The sequence below is a fragment of the Bacteroides sp. Marseille-P8574 genome, assembly GCF_902825465.1.
Classification (GTDB): domain Bacteria; phylum Bacteroidota; class Bacteroidia; order Bacteroidales; family Bacteroidaceae; genus Bacteroides; species Bacteroides uniformis.
In genome coordinates this window covers 348,001-366,117 of the sequence record NZ_CADEBE010000001.1, presented here as the reverse complement: position 1 = coordinate 366,117, position 18,117 = coordinate 348,001, and the positions used below count along the sequence as shown (strand labels likewise).

Below are 18,117 nucleotides of genomic sequence, written 5' to 3'. Positions count from 1 at the left end.
TTATATCGGCTAACTATACAAAGTTATAGTATTTAGTCGAAAACCGCAATCCTCCAAGGTAAAAACATCCCGATACTTCACAGACCGGGATGCAATACTAAACAAAGAGAGTTTCCGAATGAAAATCAATATGAACAAAATAACTTTAAACCTTAATGAAACTAATACCTATTGTCTAACCATAACAACTATAAGTTACTGATAAATTTTAGGACATAAACCATAGTACAAAATTGATGCCAAAATGGCAATGTAACAATGTTGCATTCATTTTCAGCAATATAAAGCAAACTCTTTTTTACTTCCTTGTGGAATATCGTGGCGCATTCCACAGTATTGTAGAATAACTCCACAGTTTTAAGTAAGAGCTACTGACTCCCATTCGCTCCAAGTAAACGCACGAAAGTTCTTATACCTCCGTTTCCTCCCATTGTACTCATAATTTGAGTTATCCAAGCAGGGGAATAACTGGTTGTCGCTATGAAGCTATATCCATTTGGAATTGGGCATTTAACAAGTTTATGACAAATGCGGTATTTTTTTATTGTATAGTGTGCCTCGGCTTATGTCGAGGCTTTTTGTTTCATAATGAAAGCCTTCTCTTCTTTAGATTGAGGAGGGAAGGCTTTATACAGCTAAACAAGAATCATAAGCCTCACGGCTTCATGTGTACAAATATAATGCCTGCTTTTATCTTTTTAAAGGATGAGTGTTCTGAATTTATAGTCAAGTCCTCTGTTTTTTTACTATGGAAATCACACTGATATTTTTTTATATTCCGAATCTCCTTACCTTTGTGTAATTATATCTGCTTATTTCAATGAAAACTGAATTGATAGAGAATATAGCTTTTACAAAGGAAGACTATATTCAAAAGACAACGAATGAGAGCATGCCTTCCTTTGATGAGCTCTTGGATACCATAGTCGCATTTGTGGAGGAGAACGGCGGTAGTCTGGAGGATGCCGTTGATATGGCGAACGATACGTATTTTCAATTATAAATGATTAGATAAAGCAATTATGGCAGAAGAGAGTAAATATGCATACGACGAGGAATCCGTCAAGGTAATAATTGAATGGGCACAAACAGCCCAATTACCCAAAAAGGTGATGCTAAGTGAGGCGGAACATATCTTTGACACCTCTCTGTATGTTAATGCGAATATCTGCGATATTAAGCAACATTATCCGGATGCATTCTATAATCCGGCCATTGATAGATTGTGTCGGTTGAAGGAAATAATAGAAGGAGCGGCTAAATAGTCGCTCTTTTCATATCTTAAGTATAATAAAAGTCATCCTCTCTTTTCGCTAAAAGAGAGGATGATACAAACAAAACAAACATTTTTTGTGTCTTCACAGACACAAAAGAATAAAAATGTAAAATGTTCAGGAGAACATTTATATATGCAAAAGTATGACATGTTTTTTTATAAAACAGGACAAAATATATAAAAGTCTACAAATAATATTTAAGGAAGGTAGAACTGTGCATAGATTTTATTGCTTTTGAATAAATTATACAATTTATCAGCCTGATGTGCTACATTGAGAGATGGCCATTATGGATAACTGGGAGCTGATATTGGGTAATTGATATAAAAATCCCAGGTACGCTCGAATGGTCTAATTCCACTTCTGCAAATCGCCCTCATACTTTACAAATGTTTTTGATGCAGGTCTATATAGCTTTTCTGATTTATTTTTGTTTTTGCAATTTTTCGGCAATTATTTAGTCCCAAAAGTGAAACTATTTTTAATTTGCTTGTTTTTCGTAAGTACTTGTTGCACCTAAAAAAGCACTTCCAACGTTCGCTTACGGAGGAAGTGCTTCACACAAAAACTAAACTAGACTTAACTAAACTATTCTATTGGGGGAGTTTCACAACTCCTATCTGTTCAGTGCAAAGATAAAAAAACATATTTTAATCTGCAAAAGGATTCTATAATAAATCGACGGCTTTTCCGATTTTATCGACGGATTGGTCGATTTTTTTAGCTTCTTTGGTCTAAAAATTCTTGAAAAGCTTGTTTGTAGCTGTCGCTTATCGGGATGTAATTCTTTCCGAATACGATGCGACCACGGTCTATAATACGTATTTTATCCTTTTGGACAATGTAGGAACGGTGAACGCGCATGAAACGCGAGGTGGGCAGGAGTTCCTCCATAGCCTTCATGCTCATTAAAGACAAGATGGGCTTGGGGGAATCTTCCTCGTAGATTTTAAGATAGTCTTTCAGCCCCTCTATGTACAGAATTTTACTTAGTTCGATTTGTACCAGCTTATACTCGCTCTTTACGAAAATACTCTGAATTTCTTCCTTTGGCTGTTGCAGCAGTTCGAACCATTGTACAGCCTTGTTGGCAGCCTGCAGAAAGTCGATGTAGGAGATGGGTTTCAGCAAGTAGTCCAGCGCATTGACTTTGTAACCGTCTATGGCGTATTGGTCGAAGGCGGTGGTGAAGACTATGCGGGTATTGAAATCGACCATCTTTGAAAATTCGAGTCCGTTCAGTTCGGGCATCTGGATGTCGAGGAAAAGCAGGTCGATGTGCTTTTCGGGCAACTCCTTGATGGCTTGCACGGCACTGGAGTATTTACCGGCCAACTCCAGAAACGGGGTTTTGTTGACGTAGCTTTCCAGAAGCCCCAAAGCAAGGGGCTCGTCGTCTACAATGGCACACTTCAGATTCATATCTTTATGATTAAAACAGATTTATACTCTTTCATGTTTTCGCTCACTCCTTGCTTCCAGTCATAATGACCGGGATAGGTCAGCTCCAGGCGTTTGCGCACTTGCTCCAGACCGATGCCGCTTCCGCTTTTGTCCGCCATGCTTTTGGGATGGTAACTGTTGGTTATTTCACAGTATATCTCTCCGGGGCTTTCACTGAAATGGATGCGGATAAAGCTGGGCTCGGTGGGAGAGATGCCATGTTTGAAGGCATTCTCTATGAGGGAAATAAAGATGAGCGGAGCTATTTCGGTACGGCTGTCCGGTCGGACGTCTATCTTCGTTTCCACACGGACGTTGGCGGAGAGGCGGATGCGCATCAGTTCGATGTAGTTGCGGATGAAGTCCATCTCCTTGTCTAGGGTAACGAAGTTCTGCTGATTGTCATACAGCACATGGCGTAGCAACCGGCTCAGTTCCTGCACGGCAGTCTGTGCCTTGTCAGTGTCAAAGGCGATGAGGGCGTAGATGTTGTTCAGCGTATTGAGCAGAAAATGCGGGTTGAGCTGGTTGCGCAGGTTCTTCAACTCGGCTTCCGTGCGGCTTTTCTCGGCTTCGCGGCGGGCGGCGTCCATCTGCGCCCAGCGGCGGCTCAGCTTGATGGCAGCGCTGAGGCCGGCGGTGAGAATCATGGTCGATACATCGCGCAAGATGAATATCCATTTGGGAGGACCCATGTGCTGACCGTCATCATCGCCGCGCAGATGGTTCTGGAATGTGTATTCTTGCCAAAGGTGGGCGCCGGTGGTAATGCAGATGATGAGCAGTGTGTTCAGCAGGAGGTACTGCCGGATGCGTCCTTCGAACAAGTAGCGGGGAATGAGGAGACAGTAGTTGATGTAGAATACAAGGAAGAACGAGAGGGTACTGCTGCTACCGTGGCGCAGATAGTCCGCAAGGCTGATGTTGAAGCCACTGCGTGTCATCATCAGAAAGGGGAAACCGATGACGATACCCCAGACGATGATGTGTATCAGGATTTCGATGCCGCGGTGGCGTGGGTTAGGGAGCTGTTGTTTCATCATAATACAAAGATACGGATTTTAGATGGATATTGGAAATATCCACCGCCTGCGAAGCAAATCTCTGTTCGCAGGTTGCGGATAAGCGTTTCCAGGTTGCGGATATGTATCCCAAGCTTGCGGATGTCTATCCCAAAGCTTGGGATAGACATTATCCTTAATTCGGCATAACTTTTCTCTTTATTGGCAGAAAGTTTTTTCTTAATACTTAGAAAGTTTTTCTTTAATACTTAGGACGTGTTTTGATAACTTCTGGCAAGAGAGAGATAGGTTATTCGTAGCGTATGGCCTCTATCGGGTCGAGGTCGGCAGCTTTCTTGGCGGGATACCAACCGAAGAACACTCCGGTGACGGTACATACGGCGAAGGAGAGGAATACGCTCCACGGCTGGATGAAGATGGGCCAGTGGGCAACGCTCTTCACTATCCAGCTGGCTCCGCATCCTATGATGACGCCGATGATGCCTCCGGTGATGCTGATAAGGATGGCTTCGATAAGGAACTGGCTCAAGATGTCGACACCGCGTGCGCCTACACTCATGCGCAGACCGATTTCGCGTGTACGCTCCGTCACCGATACGTACATGATGTTCATAATGCCGATGCCGCCCACTACGAGCGATATGCCGGCGATGCAGGCAAGCAGCGTGGTCATCAGGTCGGTAGTGGAGTTCAGCATGGTGCTGAGCTCCTGCTGGCTGCGGATAGTGAAGTCGTCATCGTCACTCTCCTTCAGCTTGTGGTTGCGGCGCAGTATCTCGGTGATTTCGTCGGTGGCATTGTCCGTCATGTCCTCGGTGAGGGCGGAGGCGAAGATGCCGCTAAGGTAGGTCTGTGCCAGCAGGCGTTTCATCACGGTGCTGTAAGGGGCAAGTACGACGTCATCCTGGTCCATGCCCATGGAGTTGTAGCCTTTAGATTTCAGTACGCCCACCACGCGGAAAGGAATTTGGTTGAAACGTATGATACGTCCTACGGGGTCTTCTCCACCGGGGAAAAGGTTGTCTTGGATGGTCTTTCCGATGACACACACCTTGGCGGAGGTCTGTATGTCGGTTTCGGTAAACATCTCGCCGTTCTCCACGCTGAGCTGCCGGATTTCGAGATAGTCCGTGCCCACGCCGCTCACGGAGGAGGGGTAGTTGTTGTTGCCTGCGATGAGCTGTCCGCTGGAGGAGACATTGGGGCTGACGGCAGCCAGGAAGTTGGTTTCATTACGCAAAGCTTCATAGTCGGTCAGCTTCAGTGTCTGCATGGCGCTGGGGTCTTGGCGGACACCGCCGCGCATGTCGGCACCGGGGTGAATCATAATCATGTTGGAGCCCATCTCGGAGATTTGCGCTTGGATGCTTTTCTTCGAACCTTGTCCGATGGCAAGCATCGTGATGACGGACGCCACACCGATGATGATGCCCAGCATGGTGAGGAATGCGCGCAGCTTGTTGTTGTTCAAGGCTCGCAAGGCTATTTTGAAAAGGTTTGTTCCGTTCATATCGTTTTAATGGAAAGTTTAAAATTAATCCCTAATCCTTAATCCCTTATCCCTCATTCCTCCTCTTGTTTAGGCAATGCTGCCAGGGCTTCGGCTGCATTCTGGATTTGGGTGTTGATGGTATCGTCCTTGATTTGTCCGTCGCGCAGCACGATGTTGCGGCTGCTGTACTGGGCTATTTCGGGGTTGTGGGTGACGAAGATGATGGTGCGTCCTTCGGCATGCAGCTTTTGGAACAGTACCAGAATCTCGAAAGAGGTGCGGGTGTCCAGGTTACCCGTGGCTTCGTCTGCCAGGATAACGGCGGGATTGTTCACCAAGGCGCGGGCGATGGCTACGCGTTGCATCTGACCGCCGGACATTTGATTGGATTTATGTTCCAGCCGGTCTCCCAGCCCCACGGCTTGCAGGGCTTCGATGGCACGTCTCCGCCTTTCGGAAGCCGAGACGGAGGAGTTGTACATCAGCGGTAGCTCTACATTCTCCACGGCAGTGGTTTTAGGCAACAGGTTGTAGCTCTGGAATACGAACCCGATTTTACGGTTGCGCAATACGGCACGTTGAGGCTTGCTCATGGTGCGTACGGAGATGCCGTCCAGCAGGTACTCTCCGCTGGTGGGCGTGTCCAGGCAGCCGAGCGTATTCAGCAAGGTCGACTTCCCGGAGCCCGATGTACCCATGATGGTGACAAACTCACCTTCACGGATGGTGAACGAGACGCCGCGTAGGGCATGTACAGTTTCGTCCCCCACCTGGAAGTTGCGTTTGATATTTTGAAGTTCAATGACTGCTTTATTCATAATTCTTTTCTTTGTATTATTTTCCGTTCTTCTTCTTACTTCCCGGAGGGCCAGGCATGAACGGACTCTTCTCGCCGCCGGGAGCTTCCTGACTCATGTCCGGAGCGCCGCTGCCGGGCATGCTGCCGATGGTGGCTTCGGTCACCACTACGGTACCTTCGTTAATGCCGCTGATGATTTCCGTGTTGACTCCGTTGGAGATACCGATTTTCACCGGATGGGCGGTAAAGGTGTTGCCTTCGCGGGTCCAGAGTTTATGCTCCCCTTCGCAATCCTTCACAATATCGTTGTCTCCGATAAGCGGTTTTTCGGGGTTGAAGCGCAGGGCACGGGCAGGAGCGCACAGTACGTCTTTGCGGTCGAGGGTGAAGATGGTGACGTTAGCTGTCAGGCGTGGTTTCAGTTTCAGGTCCGGGTTGTGGGCGGAGATGACTACTTCGTAGGTCACAACCGTGCTGGTGCTGGCGCTCGACGTGCTGCTTGAGCTGGCATCTCCTAGACGGATTTGTGTGACCACTCCTTCGAACACGTCATTCGGGTAGGCGTCTACGGTAAACGTGGCGCGCTGTCCCTCTTCCACACCGCCTATGTCGGCTTCATCCACGTCGGCCACAACCTGCATCTGCGTCAGGTCGGCAGCGATGGTGAACAGTGTCGGCGTCTCGAAGCCGGAAGCTACGGTCTGTCCTGCTTCCACGTCGCGGCTGATGACCACGCCGTCGATGGGAGAGGTGATAGTGGCGTAGGAGAGGTTGCGTTCCGCCTTTGCCAAAGATGCCTGGCTGCTTTCGTAGTTGCTCTTGGCCTTCTCATAATTATAGACGGACTGCTCATAGTCCGTGGCGGCGATGAGCTGCTTTTCGTTCAGCGTCTTGTTGCGTTCGTAGAGTTTCTTCTGGTACTCGTATTCGGCCTTTGCACCGTTGTAGGCGGCGCGTTGCGAAGCGAGTTCGCTTTGCAGTGTCACGCGGTCCATCTCGGCAATGAGCTGGCCTTTGGTTACTACAGAATTGTAGTCTACATGAATCTTGTCAATGATACCGCTCACCTGGGTACCCACTTCCACTTCCGTCACCGGTTCGATGGTTCCCGTGGCGGTTACGGATTCGGAAATCTCGCCTTTATGGATGGTTGCTGTGGCGTAGGTCACCTTGTGCTTGGCCTTGGCACCACCGAAGAGCCATACGCCGCCGCCCACTATGACAACGGCAGCTATGGCAATGAGGATGATTCTTTTTTTGTTCATATATATAAGGTATTATAATTCGATTTTTTCTCCTTGATAGAATTTCAGCAGTTGCATGTTCAGTATCGCCATGTATTTGGCTTGCAGTGTCTCCTGCTGTGCGCTGAGCAGATTGCTTTTTTCCGTCAGCAGTTCTACGGTATTCTTCATGCCCAGGTTGAACTGCTCCTGAATCAGTTCATAGCTGGTTTGTGTGCTTTTCAGCTTCTCCGTGGCAGCGGCGTAGCGCTGCTGGGCGCTGTTGGCATCGAGCCAGAGGGTTTCAATGGTCTTGTACAGCGTTTTTTGGTCGTCCAGCAGGTCCAGTTCGCTGGTCTGTTTCTGAATCTTGGCTTTCTCTACGGCACTCTTGGTCTGCCGGTTGCTGAAGATGGGCACGCTTACGGTGAAGCCCAGCGAGTTGTTCCAGTTCTGTTTGACTTGCTCGCTGAAGGTGAAGTCATTACCGTTGGCATGGCTGGTTCCGATACCAGCACTGAGGCTCAGTGTGGGCAGATAGCCAGCACGGGCAATTTTGATGTCGAGGTCGGATGTCTGTATGTTCAGCTTGCCGGCTTCTATTTCCGGACGGAGCACGAGAGCGGATCGGTAAACGTCCGTTTTGGTGGGCAGGGGTGCCAGTACATTTTCCGTGCCGAGGGCGGGGATGTAGAGGTTCATCTCGGATTCGCCGTCCAGTTCCAGGAGTTGTTTCAGTTGCAGTTTGTAATCTTGTAGGGTGGCTTGCGCTGTCACCAGTTGGTACTTGTCGGTGCTTACCTGCGCTTCCAGTTGTGCCAGGTCGCTTTTGGCGATGCTTCCTGCTTCAAGAAGTTGGCGGGCACGTTCGCATTCGGCCTGGCTCACTTCCAGAGTCGATTCATTCACTTTCACGGCTTCGGAGGCATAGAGTATCTGTACGTAGGTCTGTGCGATGCTTTCCTCAATGCTGTTTTCGCTTTGGGCCACGTTGAGCTCGGCAACGCGGTTGTTCAGTTGCTGCTGTTTGATGGTGTTGAGGCGCTTTCCGCCGTTGTAGAGGGTCCAATTGGCATCGATGCCGTAGCTGCCGTTGTAGGAAGTCTTGCTCTGGCTGCTGGTGATGTTGTCGCCGTCAATGATGGTGTTTGTCTTGCTCTTCGGGCGATTTACGACACGCTGGCTCACACTGGCTGAAAGATTGGGGAAGAGGGCGGCTCGGGCGGTCTTTACATCTACCTGGGCACTTTCCGCGCTGAGGCGGTTCTTGCGGATGGTGATGTTTTGTTGCAAAGCATAGTCGATGCAGGTCTGCAAATCCCATTGGGCGGGCAGGCCGTCGGCAAGCTGCCCGGAGCTGCCGGGCGTTTGCGCGGAAGTGTCGTTTTGGGCGGCCACTCCCATGCAGCTTGCCACACATAGCGCTATCACTGTCAATCTCTTTACGTTCGTCATATCTTCGTTATTCTATGGTTTTACATTGGCAAATGTAGTGGGGGGGAGAGAGGATTGCAAAAGTGATAGACGTTGGGGGAATTTTCCTCGCCTAAAATCTTTTTTGTACCGATGAATGGGAGAAGTCTTTTTTCTGTTCAACTTTTCACCTTTTTATTTGTTCTTTATATAAAAGTATTTTATATTTGTAATCATTATAATTTTATCAGCATGAAACGAACTGCGGTAAACATTTGGCGTTTTTATTTGGAAGGTTTTCGAAGTATGACGTTAGGGCGTACTTTGTGGCTTATCATCCTTGTGAAGTTATTCATCATGTTTTTTATTCTCCGTCTTTTCTTTTTCCCACGGTTTCTGAATACTCCCGTGGTGGGTGACGACAAAGAAGGCTATGTTAGTAATGAACTTATCCACCGGAGCCTGGGTGACTAAATACGGAGACACAGAGCCGCAGAGTTTATGTCCTTGCCTTTATAAATTCTCCGTGTCTCTGTGTTCTTACTTGACAACCCAATAACTTAGTAACTCAATAACTCATAACTTATAACTCATAACTTGATTCTTATGCTTGGACACATTGACACTTCTCTGATTGACTGGTCGAGAGCCCAATTTGCCTTGACCGCCATCTATCACTGGATTTTTGTGCCGCTGACACTTGGACTGGCGGTAATTATGGGCATCATGGAAACGGCGTACTACCGTACGGGTGACGAATTTTGGAAACGTACTGCTAAATTCTGGATGAAGATTTTCGGTATCAACTTTGCCATTGGTGTAGCAACCGGTATCATTCTGGAATTTGAATTCGGTACGAACTGGAGTAATTACAGTTGGTTTGTGGGCGATATCTTTGGTGCACCGCTTGCCATCGAGGGTATTTTGGCTTTCTTTATGGAAGCAACGTTTATCGCCGTCATGTTCTTCGGCTGGGATAAGGTGAGTAAGCGTTTCCACCTGGCATCTACCTGGCTTACGGGGCTGGGCGCCACGATTTCCGCCTGGTGGATTCTGGTTGCCAATGCGTGGATGCAGAATCCCGTAGGCATGGAGTTCAATCCCGATACGGCACGCAACGAGATGGTGGACTTCTGGGCTGTGGCCACTTCGCCGATGGCTGTCAACAAGTTCTTCCACAGTGTGCTGTCCGGCTGGGTACTGGCTGCCGTGTTTGTAGTGGGGGTGAGCTGCTGGTATCTGTGGAAGAAGCGCGAGAAGAAATTTGCGCTGGCAAGTGTAAAGATTGCCGCATGGGTAGGTCTGTGTGCCGCCGTGCTGTCTGCCTGGACGGGCGATGGCTCCGGCTATCAAGTGGCGCAAAAGCAGCCGATGAAGTTGGCTGCTATGGAAGGTTATTATGAAGGGCGGCAAGGTGCCGGATTGGTAGCGTTCGGGCTGCTGAATCCTGCCAAGCAGACGCCGCAAGACGGAGTAGACCCATTCCTTTTCCGTGTGGAAATCCCTAAGATGTTGTCGTTGCTTGCCGAACGGAAGACGGATGCCTTTGTTCCCGGCATCAATGACCTGCTGAAAGGCGGATACCCGTTGAAGGACGGTACTGTGGCGCTTTCGGCAGAAGAGAAAATAGAAAAAGGGAAAACGGCCATCAGTGCGTTTGCCGCCTATCGTGCAGCCAAGGCTGCGGGCAATGAGGCAGATGCAGAGGTGGCTGCCAAAGTGTTGAAAGATAATGTAGCCTATTTCGGTTACGGTTATATCAAGGATGTGAACGAATTGGTGCCGAATGTGCCTCTTACGTTCTACATGTTCCGTGTGATGGTGATGTTGGGTGGATATTTCATCCTCTTCTTTATCGTGGTGCTGTTCCTGGCCTATAAGAAAGACTTGTCGCGGATGCCGTGGATGCATTGGGTGGCCATGCTCACCATTCCGCTGGGCTATCTGGCCGGACAAGCCGGATGGGTGGTTGCCGAATGTGGTCGCCAGCCGTGGGCCATCCAAGACATGCTGCCCACAAGTGCCGCCATTTCCAAGTTGGATGTCGGTTCCGTGCAGACCACGTTCTTTATCTTTCTGGTACTTTTCACTGTCATGCTGATTGCCGAGGTGGGAATTATGCTGAAGGCCATTCGCAAAGGCCCGGAAACAGAAACGCATAATTCATAACATAACTCATAACTTATAATTCATAACATAACTCATAACTTATAATTCATAACATAACTCATAACTTATAATTCATAACATAACTCATAACTTATAATTCATAATTCACAATGAATACCTATATTTTTCTTCAACACTATTGGTGGTTCGTAGTCTCCTTGCTGGGAGCACTGCTGGTATTCCTGCTGTTTGTGCAGGGAGGTAATTCGCTTCTGTTCTGTCTGGGGAAGACGGAGGAGCAAAAGAAGATGATGATTAATTCTACGGGACGGAAATGGGAGTTTACGTTTACAACGCTCGTCACGTTTGGAGGCGCGTTCTTTGCTTCGTTTCCGTTGTTCTATAGTACGAGTTTCGGAGGAGCCTATTGGTTGTGGATGATTATTCTGTTCAGCTTTGTGTTGCAGGCTGTCAGCTACGAGTTCCAGTCGAAGGCGGGAAATCTGCTGGGCAAGACAACGTATCGCACGTTCCTGGTGATAAACGGAGTGGTAGGTCCGGTATTGCTGGGTGGGGCAGTGGCCACGTTCTTCACGGGGTCCGAATTTTACATCAATAAAGGGAATATGGCAGATACGGTGATGCCGGTCATCAGTCAGTGGGCCAATGCAGGACACGGGCTGGATGCGCTGCTCAATCCGTGGAATGTGGTGCTCGGGCTGGCTGTGTTCTTCCTGGCGCGCATCTTGGGGGCGCTCTATTTTATTAATAACATCAATGAGGACGACTTGGTGAGACGCTGCCGCCGGGCACTCTGGGGAAATACGGCATTGTTTCTGGTGTTCTTCCTGGCCTTCGTCATCCGTACACTGGTGGCCGACGGCTACGCTGTCCGTCCGGAAACGGGAGAGGTGTTCATGGAACCTTACAAGTATCTGACGAACTTCCTGCAGATGCCGGTAGTGCTGTTTGTATTCCTGATTGGTGTGGTGGCTGTGCTTTGGGGCATCATCCGTACGCTGTGGAAGCCGACGTTCGACAAGGGAATCTGGTTTGCCGGTGCAGGAACGGTGCTTGCGGTATTGGCATTGCTGCTTGTGGCAGGCTATAACAATACAGCCTATTATCCTTCCACCCACGACTTACAAAGCTCGCTGACGTTGGCAAACAGTTGTTCGAGCCAGTTCACACTGAAGGTTATGGCTTATGTCTCTATCCTTGTTCCTTTCGTTCTTGCCTATATCTTCTATGCATGGCGCAGCATTGATAATCGTAAGATTGATGCGAAGGAGATGGGAGAGGGAGGCCATGCGTATTAATTAAAAATTAAAGGGGATGTATCAACCCCCTTTGAACGCTTTTTTTTAGGCGCGGATTACGCAGAATAACATTATGAAAGTGCTCATGTACTTTGGGCACGTCCTCTTTTTATTCTTTTGTCTGTTTCTCATTTAGCTGGAATTTGGGTATCAGTTTCATCAATCGTAGAATCTGTCCTTGCCTTTTCTTTATGTAAGGGGAGGGGTGTGCTGAGTCGAAGCGTATGGGGTTGGGTAGTGTGGCTGCTATCAGTGCACATTGTCCGGCAGAGAGTTTGGCTGCTGTAGTCTTGAACTTGTATTTGGCGGCGGCTTGTGCGCCATAGATGCCTTTCCCCATTTCGATGGAGTTGAGATAGACCTCCATGATACGTTCTTTGGACCAGAAGAATTCTATCAGTACGGTGAAGTAGGCTTCCAGTCCTTTGCGTACCCAGGAAGATTGGGGCCATAGGAATACATTCTTTGCCGTCTGCTGGCTGATAGTACTGGCGCCCCGTTTCCGTTTTCTTGTTTCATTCTCCTTTATCGCTTTCTGTATCTCAATGAAATCGAACCCGTTGTGTGTGGCAAACCGGTTGTCTTCCGAAGCAATGACGGCCATCGGCAGGTGAGGGGATATCTTGTCGGAAGATACCCAAGTATGGTGCCAACGGGGACTTTCGCCCTTGAAGACTTGCTGCACGCTGCGGATAACCATCAATGGCGTGATGTAGACGGGTACAAAACGATAAACCACTACCGCCAGGATAGTGGAAATAAAGAAGAATAATATGATGTTGCGGAGGAACCGCAAAGGTTTCGGGAGTTTCATGGAGAGAGTGCCAGTGTGATTAATGTACTAATATGTCAATGTGATTAATGTGTCAATATGCCAATTAGCACATTGGCACATTGATCACATTAGCACATTAATTATTCGCCTCCGCATTCTTAATCATCTGTTCGCTGGCATACATATATACCTCTACGCGTCGGTTCTGGTCGGCAGACAGACTTTCATCGTATTCGTTGTATCCCACGCCTTCCACTTTCTTGAACTGGGCAGGAGATACACCGCAATCCTGCAAATAGTTTTCTACAGCATAGGCGCGGTTCTTGGAAACCTTCATGTTGGCTTCGTAGGTACCCACCTTGTCGGTATGGCCGATGATGGCAATGTCCGTTGTCGGGTCTTCCTTCAGAATCTGTGCAAGTTCGCGCAGGGAGGCCTTTGCCTCGTTGCTCAGTGCTGCGGAGTTGAAGCCGAACAGAATACCTGCCGCAAAGGATACTTTGACAGCCGGCAAGCCGTTGGCATCCGTTACCTGCTCCACTTGGGCACCTTCAATCTTGGCAGCTTCGGCAGCCTTCTTGTCCATTTTGTGTCCGATGGCAACACCGGCACCTGTACCTACTGCCGCGCCTACTGCCGCGCCAATGGCTGCCCCCTTGCCTTTACCTATCAGTCCGCCGATAATGGCACCTGCCGCTGCGCCGGAACCACCACCGATTATTCCACCTTTTGCCTTGTTGTTCATGGTGCCGCAACTGCCCAGCAGCAATGCACTGCATAAAAACAATACTGTAAATTTCATTTTCTTCATAACTCTTTTTTCTTTAAAAGTTGATCTTATCTTTAATGTTGCAAATTTATGTATATATAACCATATTTCTCTTCCTAAAGTTCGTCAGTTCTGTTCTTTTTTAGAGAATTTTCCTTTTGATGGATATGAACCAGGCTGTCAGTATCAGACCTTTGGCAATGGTGGTTCCACTCACTGCCCACCAGATGGCGTCCACTCCCATACCCATATGTACCAGTAGCAATGCTACCGGAATGCGCATATAGTTGCATCCGATACTGACAATAGCAGGCGGTACCGTTCGTCCCAGTCCGTAGAACACACCTTGCATGGTGATTTCCATCATCATGAACATTTGTGAATAACCGTCGATGCGGAGAAAGTCACCTCCCACACGGTAGGCTTCGGCTTCGGGCACGAAGATAGAGAACACTTCACTGCCAAAGAAGATAAAGAGCAGTGAGCAGAGACTTCCGAATACGCCCGTCATCCATAGGGTGGTGTGCCATGCCTGCTTCACGCGCGACTTTTGTCCGGCAGCATAGTTCTGTGCAATGAATGTACTCAGTCCTGTAGAGAATCCTTGTGAAGTGTTCCAGGTGATGGCCTCGATTTGTCCTCCGGTAGTGAATGCCATCAGTCCGATGTGCCCTCCCTGCTCCGAAGCGGTGCGCGAGAGGAACATGTTGACGAAAGCAAAGAGTGTGTTCAGTGTGGCCACGGGCAGGCCGAGCTTGAAGATACGCCGGGTGTACTTCTTCTTCAGACGGACGAGGAAGGAGAATCCGCCGAGTACAGCGCTTTTCCCCCGGAGTTTGTAGACGAAGATGCCGAAGACCATGGCTTCGGACAGCCAGGTGGCAAGTGCAGCCCCTACCGTCCCCCAGCCAAAGCCGAAGATGAAAAGAGGGTCGAGGAGGATATTCATAACCAGTCCCGTTCCGCTGATGTAGAACGGAATCTTGCTACGTCCTGCCGCGTTGTAGATGCCCGTGAAGGCAGCGGAGAGAAAGACGAACGGCAGTCCCGTCGACACGATGCGCAGATAGGTCACGGCGGCGTCTGTGATATGCTGTTTCAGTTCGAAGATGTTCAGGATGGGGCGGGCGAAAAGAAACAGCAGTCCTCCCCAGCAGACGGAGATGAGCAGGGCAATTGTAATGTTGTGTGAAGCAAAACTGCGTGCATCCTCTTCGCTGCGTGCACCGATGGACTGGCCTACGCTGACTTCGGCACCTACCTTGTTCAACAAGGCGATGGAACCGGACATCCACGTCAGTATGCCTACCGCACCTACTGCAGCCACGGACTCACTGCCCAGACGTCCTACCCATGCCATGTCTGTCAGGCTGTAGGCCATTTGGATGAATGAGGTGGCCATGATGGGCATTGCCAGCGTGAATAGCTGGCGGTTGATGGGGCCTTGTGTCAAATTCTTAGTTCCTTGCACGTTGACGTTTTTTTAGATAAACAATGTATTAATCATCTCCTTTTTCGCTTTCTGCGGAGGCGGTGGCGGCGTTTCTGCTTGTACTTTCGTATCTTGGTATATACCAGCCAGATGAAGAGCAGACCGAAGACGGCGAAGATGAGCAGTACGATGCCCGTATTGAGATTGTCACCTTTCACGCGGCTCCACATTTCGAGCACCAGTTCCGTGCGGTCGCCGAAGTCGCGTATCATGGCGCAGCGCTCCACTACGCGGCGGTCGGGGTACTGGACCGGGTCTATCTGTAGGCTGTCGGCTCCGGACAAGGGACCGAAGAAGTAGCTGAGGTCGGAATGCACGTCAAGCGTGGTGTCGGTCTTCGCCTCCATGATTTCCGGTGTGGCGACGGCGCTGACGTAACCGATGGCATCCATGTTGCGCAGCGCCACGGAGGGCTGGCAGAGGTAGTTGATGAAATAGCTTGCTGCCTTCACGTTGCGGGCGTAGCGGGGGATTACCCAGCCGTCATACCAGATGTTGCTGCCTTCGCGGGGGACGGTGTAGTCCAGTTCCACACCCACGGCATCGGCCTCCTCGATGGCCCAGACGGCGTCGCCGCTCCAGGTGAAGTTGATCCACGCCTTGTTCTTGGTCATCATTTCCTTGCCGAAGTCGGCTTCCCAGCCGGCGATGTTGGGTTTCATCTCCTTGAGGTATTTCTCGGCAAGGGCGATGGCCTGCGGGGAGTTGTCGTTCATCAGTTGCTCTACGGTGACGGTGCTGTCGGCAAGTTCCCGGGCATGGGCGTAAATGATGGCAGTGCCGTAGGCGTCGCGGTAGCTGTCCTTCATCAGTATCTTGCTACGGTTTTTGGGAGTCCAGAGGATATTCCACGTGCCCGCCTCTTCGGGAGTAATGAACTTCTTGTTGAAGAGGATGCCGGCGGTGCCCCACATATAGGGCACGGCATAGTCCTCGGTCTGGCGTTCAGGTTGCGAGGTCTTGTTCAGCTCGTGGCGGATGTAGGGCGACACGTTGGGGATGTAGTCCGGTGTGCGGCCGAAGTTGCGGTCGATGGGTAGCAGGAGGTCTTTGCGAAGCATACGTTCGATGATGTACTCCGAGGGGCATACGACGTCGAAGTCCTCGTGCCCGCGCTCAATTTTGGTGAGCATGATTTCGTTGATATCGAACACCTGGTAGATGATACGGAGGTCTTCGCCCGTCTGCTGCTTGTACCAGTCGGGAAATTCGGCAAGCACATCTTCATCGATGTAGTCTGCCCAGTTGTATATCTTCAGTACACGGCTGCGCTCTTCTGTAGAGTTTCCACAAGAGGAGAGGGATGCGATACAGCACAGTAGAATCAGTATGTTTATTATCCTTTTCATCATCTTGTTTTTGACAATTGATAACTTATAACTCATCACTCACATCAATCGTTTTTTGTCCGTTCGGCCCGCTTGTTGATTACAATCAGCAACACCAGCACCGTCACGAAGATGATGGTGGAGAGTGGCCGCAGTTCCGGCGTCAGTCCACCCTTGCGCGCATCGGCGTAGATGTAGGTGGAGAGCGTTTCCAGCCCCTGGTTGCCGATGGTGAAGATGGTCACGGCAAAGTCGTCGATGGAGAGCGTGAAGGCAAGGATGAAGCCGCTTATCATACCCGGAAATATCTCCGGAAGAATAACCTTGCGCAGTGCTTGGAACGGTGTGGCGCCCAGGTCGAGTGCCGCCTCGTAGACATTCTGGTTCATCTTCTTGAGCCGGGGCATTACGCTGAGCACCACGTAGGGTGTGCAGAAGGTGATGTGTGCCAGTACCACTGTGGTAAATCCTTGCGATATGCCGAAGCTGACGAACAGCAGGAACAGCGACACACCGGTGATAATGTCTGCATTCATCATCGGGATGGCATTGGCGAAGTTCATTACCTGCCGTGTGCGCGAGCGCAGGTTGAAGATGCCGATGGCTGCAATGCTGCCCAGTGCCGTGCTGGCGGTGGCGGCAAGCAGGGCAATGGCGAATGTGTTCCAGATAGCGTTCATCAACGAGTGGTGCATCCCGCCCGTGAACAGCGAGCTGTACAGCTTGGTGGAGAACCCCGTCCAGTTGCCCAGCACCTTTGCTTCGGTGAAGGAGAATATCATGATTATCAGGATAGGCGAATAGAGCAACGCCAACAGCAGCCACAAGTAGCCGCGGGTCAAGATTCGTGTCATCATATCACACCTCCGCTTTCATTCGATGCGCCGTCTTCCTCGTTGGTGAAGAGGACGGTGATGCCTATCAGCAGCAGCATGATGAGCGAGAGGGCGGCACCGTAGTTCCACATTCCATTGTAGATATTCTCTTGTACCGTGGTACCGAAAAGCTTGATGTTGTTCATCGTCAGCAGCTCGGCGATGGCGAAGGTGGACACCGTAGGCATAAACACCATTACTATACCACTCATCACACCCGGCATGGACAGCGGTAGAATCACCTTGCCGAATACGTGCGTGGGGGAGGCTCCCAAGTCTTGCGCAGCCTCAATCAAATTGTGGTCCATCTTCTGAAGGGTGTTGTAAATGGGGTATATCATGAACGGCAGGAAGTTGTAGACCATACCGAACACAAGTGCGCCTTCACCCAGCGGCAGGTTCAGGAAGTCGAACAGTGCTACTGTGGCAAGCGTACGTATCAAGATGTTCACCCACATGGGCAGGATGAACAGCACCACCATGGTGCGCGAGGTGTTGAATTGCTTCTGACTCAGGATATACGCCGCCGGATAGCCTAGCAGCAGGCAGACCAGCGTAGTGATAACGGCTATTCCGATGGAGTAGACAAACGTGTTCATCGCTTCGGGGTGCATCATGAACTTGCGGAAGTTGGCAAGCGTGAACGCTCCTCCGTCGTCCGTAAAGGCGTAGAGCACGATGAGCAGCAGCGGTACTATAACAAATACAAGCAGAAATAGCGCGTAGGGTACCGTCCAGTTGCGCCGACGCATAAAGAAAGTTATCATCTTTATTAAGGATT

The 18,117-nt window shown here is 49.7% G+C and carries 17 protein-coding genes; 5 read left to right on the top strand and 12 right to left on the bottom strand.

All coding sequences use genetic code 11. From position 1 onward, the window contains the following. Window positions 1-820 precede the first annotated feature (820 nt). Together HUX74_RS01595 and HUX74_RS01590 are read left to right on the top strand one after the other, a co-directional pair. Window positions 821-1,003, top strand: coding sequence for a hypothetical protein (locus tag HUX74_RS01595; protein WP_117600658.1), 183 nt, complete (start codon window positions 821-823; stop codon window positions 1,001-1,003). A 19-nt stretch (window positions 1,004-1,022) separates the two neighbouring features. Beyond that, window positions 1,023-1,265, top strand: a complete 243-nt coding sequence (locus HUX74_RS01590) for a hypothetical protein (protein WP_117600657.1) — start codon at window positions 1,023-1,025, stop codon at window positions 1,263-1,265. 732 nt (window positions 1,266-1,997) lie between these two features. Here HUX74_RS01590 and HUX74_RS01585 read toward each other — a convergent pair. From HUX74_RS01585 to HUX74_RS01560, 6 genes are all read right to left on the bottom strand, one after another. Continuing rightward, on the bottom strand, window positions 1,998-2,699 hold the full coding sequence (locus tag HUX74_RS01585) for a LytTR family DNA-binding domain-containing protein (RefSeq protein WP_117600602.1): 702 nt from the start codon (window positions 2,697-2,699) through the stop codon (window positions 1,998-2,000). After that, window positions 2,696-3,763 carry a sensor histidine kinase gene (locus HUX74_RS01580; protein ID WP_138345535.1) on the bottom strand — a complete coding sequence of 356 codons (1,068 nt, stop codon included), beginning with the start codon at window positions 3,761-3,763 and terminating at the stop codon, window positions 2,696-2,698. The genes HUX74_RS01585 and HUX74_RS01580 overlap by 4 nt, the downstream gene beginning before the upstream one ends. A 268-nt stretch (window positions 3,764-4,031) precedes the next feature. Further along, on the bottom strand, window positions 4,032-5,252 hold the full coding sequence (locus HUX74_RS01575; RefSeq protein WP_117966550.1) for an ABC transporter permease: 1,221 nt from the start codon (window positions 5,250-5,252) through the stop codon (window positions 4,032-4,034). Between the two features lie 53 nt (window positions 5,253-5,305). Continuing rightward, window positions 5,306-6,052: an ABC transporter ATP-binding protein gene (locus HUX74_RS01570; RefSeq protein WP_005828066.1), complete on the bottom strand. Its 747-nt coding sequence runs from the start codon at window positions 6,050-6,052 to the stop codon at window positions 5,306-5,308. 16 nt (window positions 6,053-6,068) lie between these two features. Further along, window positions 6,069-7,298: an efflux RND transporter periplasmic adaptor subunit gene (locus tag HUX74_RS01565; RefSeq protein ID WP_117966547.1), complete on the bottom strand. Its 1,230-nt coding sequence runs from the start codon at window positions 7,296-7,298 to the stop codon at window positions 6,069-6,071. A 12-nt stretch (window positions 7,299-7,310) separates the two neighbouring features. Beyond that, the gene (locus tag HUX74_RS01560; protein WP_117966544.1) at window positions 7,311-8,711 is read right to left on the bottom strand and encodes a TolC family protein; all 1,401 of its coding nucleotides are present in this window, start codon (window positions 8,709-8,711) and stop codon (window positions 7,311-7,313) included. Between the two features lie 210 nt (window positions 8,712-8,921). On the opposite strand from HUX74_RS01560, the gene HUX74_RS01555 reads away from it, so the two are divergent. From HUX74_RS01555 to HUX74_RS01545, 3 genes are all read left to right on the top strand, one after another. Continuing rightward, window positions 8,922-9,143: a DUF4492 domain-containing protein gene (locus tag HUX74_RS01555; RefSeq protein ID WP_117600597.1), complete on the top strand. Its 222-nt coding sequence runs from the start codon at window positions 8,922-8,924 to the stop codon at window positions 9,141-9,143. Window positions 9,144-9,275: 132 nt separating this feature from the next. Further along, window positions 9,276-10,838, top strand: a complete 1,563-nt coding sequence (locus tag HUX74_RS01550; RefSeq protein WP_035449218.1) for a cytochrome ubiquinol oxidase subunit I — start codon at window positions 9,276-9,278, stop codon at window positions 10,836-10,838. A 110-nt stretch (window positions 10,839-10,948) separates the two neighbouring features. Beyond that, window positions 10,949-12,097: a cytochrome d ubiquinol oxidase subunit II gene (locus HUX74_RS01545; protein WP_117600596.1), complete on the top strand. Its 1,149-nt coding sequence runs from the start codon at window positions 10,949-10,951 to the stop codon at window positions 12,095-12,097. A gap of 109 nt (window positions 12,098-12,206) precedes the next feature. On the opposite strand, the gene mtgA is transcribed toward HUX74_RS01545, so the two are convergent. From mtgA to HUX74_RS01515, 6 genes are all read right to left on the bottom strand, one after another. After that, window positions 12,207-12,911, bottom strand: a complete 705-nt coding sequence (mtgA, locus tag HUX74_RS01540) for a monofunctional biosynthetic peptidoglycan transglycosylase (RefSeq protein ID WP_117600595.1) — start codon at window positions 12,909-12,911, stop codon at window positions 12,207-12,209. 97 nt (window positions 12,912-13,008) lie between these two features. Beyond that, the gene (locus HUX74_RS01535) at window positions 13,009-13,683 is read right to left on the bottom strand and encodes an OmpA family protein (RefSeq protein ID WP_117600594.1); all 675 of its coding nucleotides are present in this window, start codon (window positions 13,681-13,683) and stop codon (window positions 13,009-13,011) included. Between the two features lie 100 nt (window positions 13,684-13,783). Beyond that, window positions 13,784-15,112, bottom strand: coding sequence for an MATE family efflux transporter (locus HUX74_RS01530; protein ID WP_117600593.1), 1,329 nt, complete (start codon window positions 15,110-15,112; stop codon window positions 13,784-13,786). 32 nt (window positions 15,113-15,144) lie between these two features. After that, window positions 15,145-16,482 (bottom strand): ABC transporter substrate-binding protein, encoded by a 1,338-nt coding sequence (locus HUX74_RS01525; RefSeq protein WP_171030431.1) that lies wholly within the window; start codon window positions 16,480-16,482, stop codon window positions 15,145-15,147. Window positions 16,483-16,526: 44 nt separating this feature from the next. Continuing rightward, window positions 16,527-17,318: an ABC transporter permease gene (locus HUX74_RS01520; RefSeq protein ID WP_005828082.1), complete on the bottom strand. Its 792-nt coding sequence runs from the start codon at window positions 17,316-17,318 to the stop codon at window positions 16,527-16,529. Further along, window positions 17,315-18,088 (bottom strand): ABC transporter permease, encoded by a 774-nt coding sequence (locus HUX74_RS01515; RefSeq protein WP_117964504.1) that lies wholly within the window; start codon window positions 18,086-18,088, stop codon window positions 17,315-17,317. Before HUX74_RS01515 ends, HUX74_RS01520 begins: the two co-directional genes overlap by 4 nt. Window positions 18,089-18,117 lie beyond the last annotated feature (29 nt).

Excerpts from the sequence above, each read along its gene's own strand:
- HUX74_RS01560 (WP_117966544.1), bottom strand. The coding sequence starts at position 8,711 with ATGACGAACGTAAAGAGATTGACAGTGATAGCGCTATGTGTGGCAAGC.
- HUX74_RS01555 (WP_117600597.1), top strand. The coding sequence starts at position 8,922 with ATGAAACGAACTGCGGTAAACATTTGGCGTTTTTATTTGGAAGGTTTT.
- HUX74_RS01575 (WP_117966550.1), bottom strand. The coding sequence starts at position 5,252 with ATGAACGGAACAAACCTTTTCAAAATAGCCTTGCGAGCCTTGAACAAC.
- HUX74_RS01570 (WP_005828066.1), bottom strand. The coding sequence starts at position 6,052 with ATGAATAAAGCAGTCATTGAACTTCAAAATATCAAACGCAACTTCCAG.
- HUX74_RS01595 (WP_117600658.1), top strand. The coding sequence starts at position 821 with ATGAAAACTGAATTGATAGAGAATATAGCTTTTACAAAGGAAGACTAT.
- HUX74_RS01535 (WP_117600594.1), bottom strand. The coding sequence starts at position 13,683 with ATGAAGAAAATGAAATTTACAGTATTGTTTTTATGCAGTGCATTGCTG.
- HUX74_RS01580 (WP_138345535.1), bottom strand. The coding sequence starts at position 3,763 with ATGATGAAACAACAGCTCCCTAACCCACGCCACCGCGGCATCGAAATC.
- HUX74_RS01590 (WP_117600657.1), top strand. The coding sequence starts at position 1,023 with ATGGCAGAAGAGAGTAAATATGCATACGACGAGGAATCCGTCAAGGTA.
- mtgA (WP_117600595.1), bottom strand. The coding sequence starts at position 12,911 with ATGAAACTCCCGAAACCTTTGCGGTTCCTCCGCAACATCATATTATTC.
- HUX74_RS01520 (WP_005828082.1), bottom strand. The coding sequence starts at position 17,318 with ATGATGACACGAATCTTGACCCGCGGCTACTTGTGGCTGCTGTTGGCG.
- HUX74_RS01550 (WP_035449218.1), top strand. The coding sequence starts at position 9,276 with ATGCTTGGACACATTGACACTTCTCTGATTGACTGGTCGAGAGCCCAA.
- HUX74_RS01515 (WP_117964504.1), bottom strand. The coding sequence starts at position 18,088 with ATGCGTCGGCGCAACTGGACGGTACCCTACGCGCTATTTCTGCTTGTA.
- HUX74_RS01565 (WP_117966547.1), bottom strand. The coding sequence starts at position 7,298 with ATGAACAAAAAAAGAATCATCCTCATTGCCATAGCTGCCGTTGTCATA.
- HUX74_RS01585 (WP_117600602.1), bottom strand. The coding sequence starts at position 2,699 with ATGAATCTGAAGTGTGCCATTGTAGACGACGAGCCCCTTGCTTTGGGG.
- HUX74_RS01525 (WP_171030431.1), bottom strand. The coding sequence starts at position 16,482 with ATGAAAAGGATAATAAACATACTGATTCTACTGTGCTGTATCGCATCC.
- HUX74_RS01545 (WP_117600596.1), top strand. The coding sequence starts at position 10,949 with ATGAATACCTATATTTTTCTTCAACACTATTGGTGGTTCGTAGTCTCC.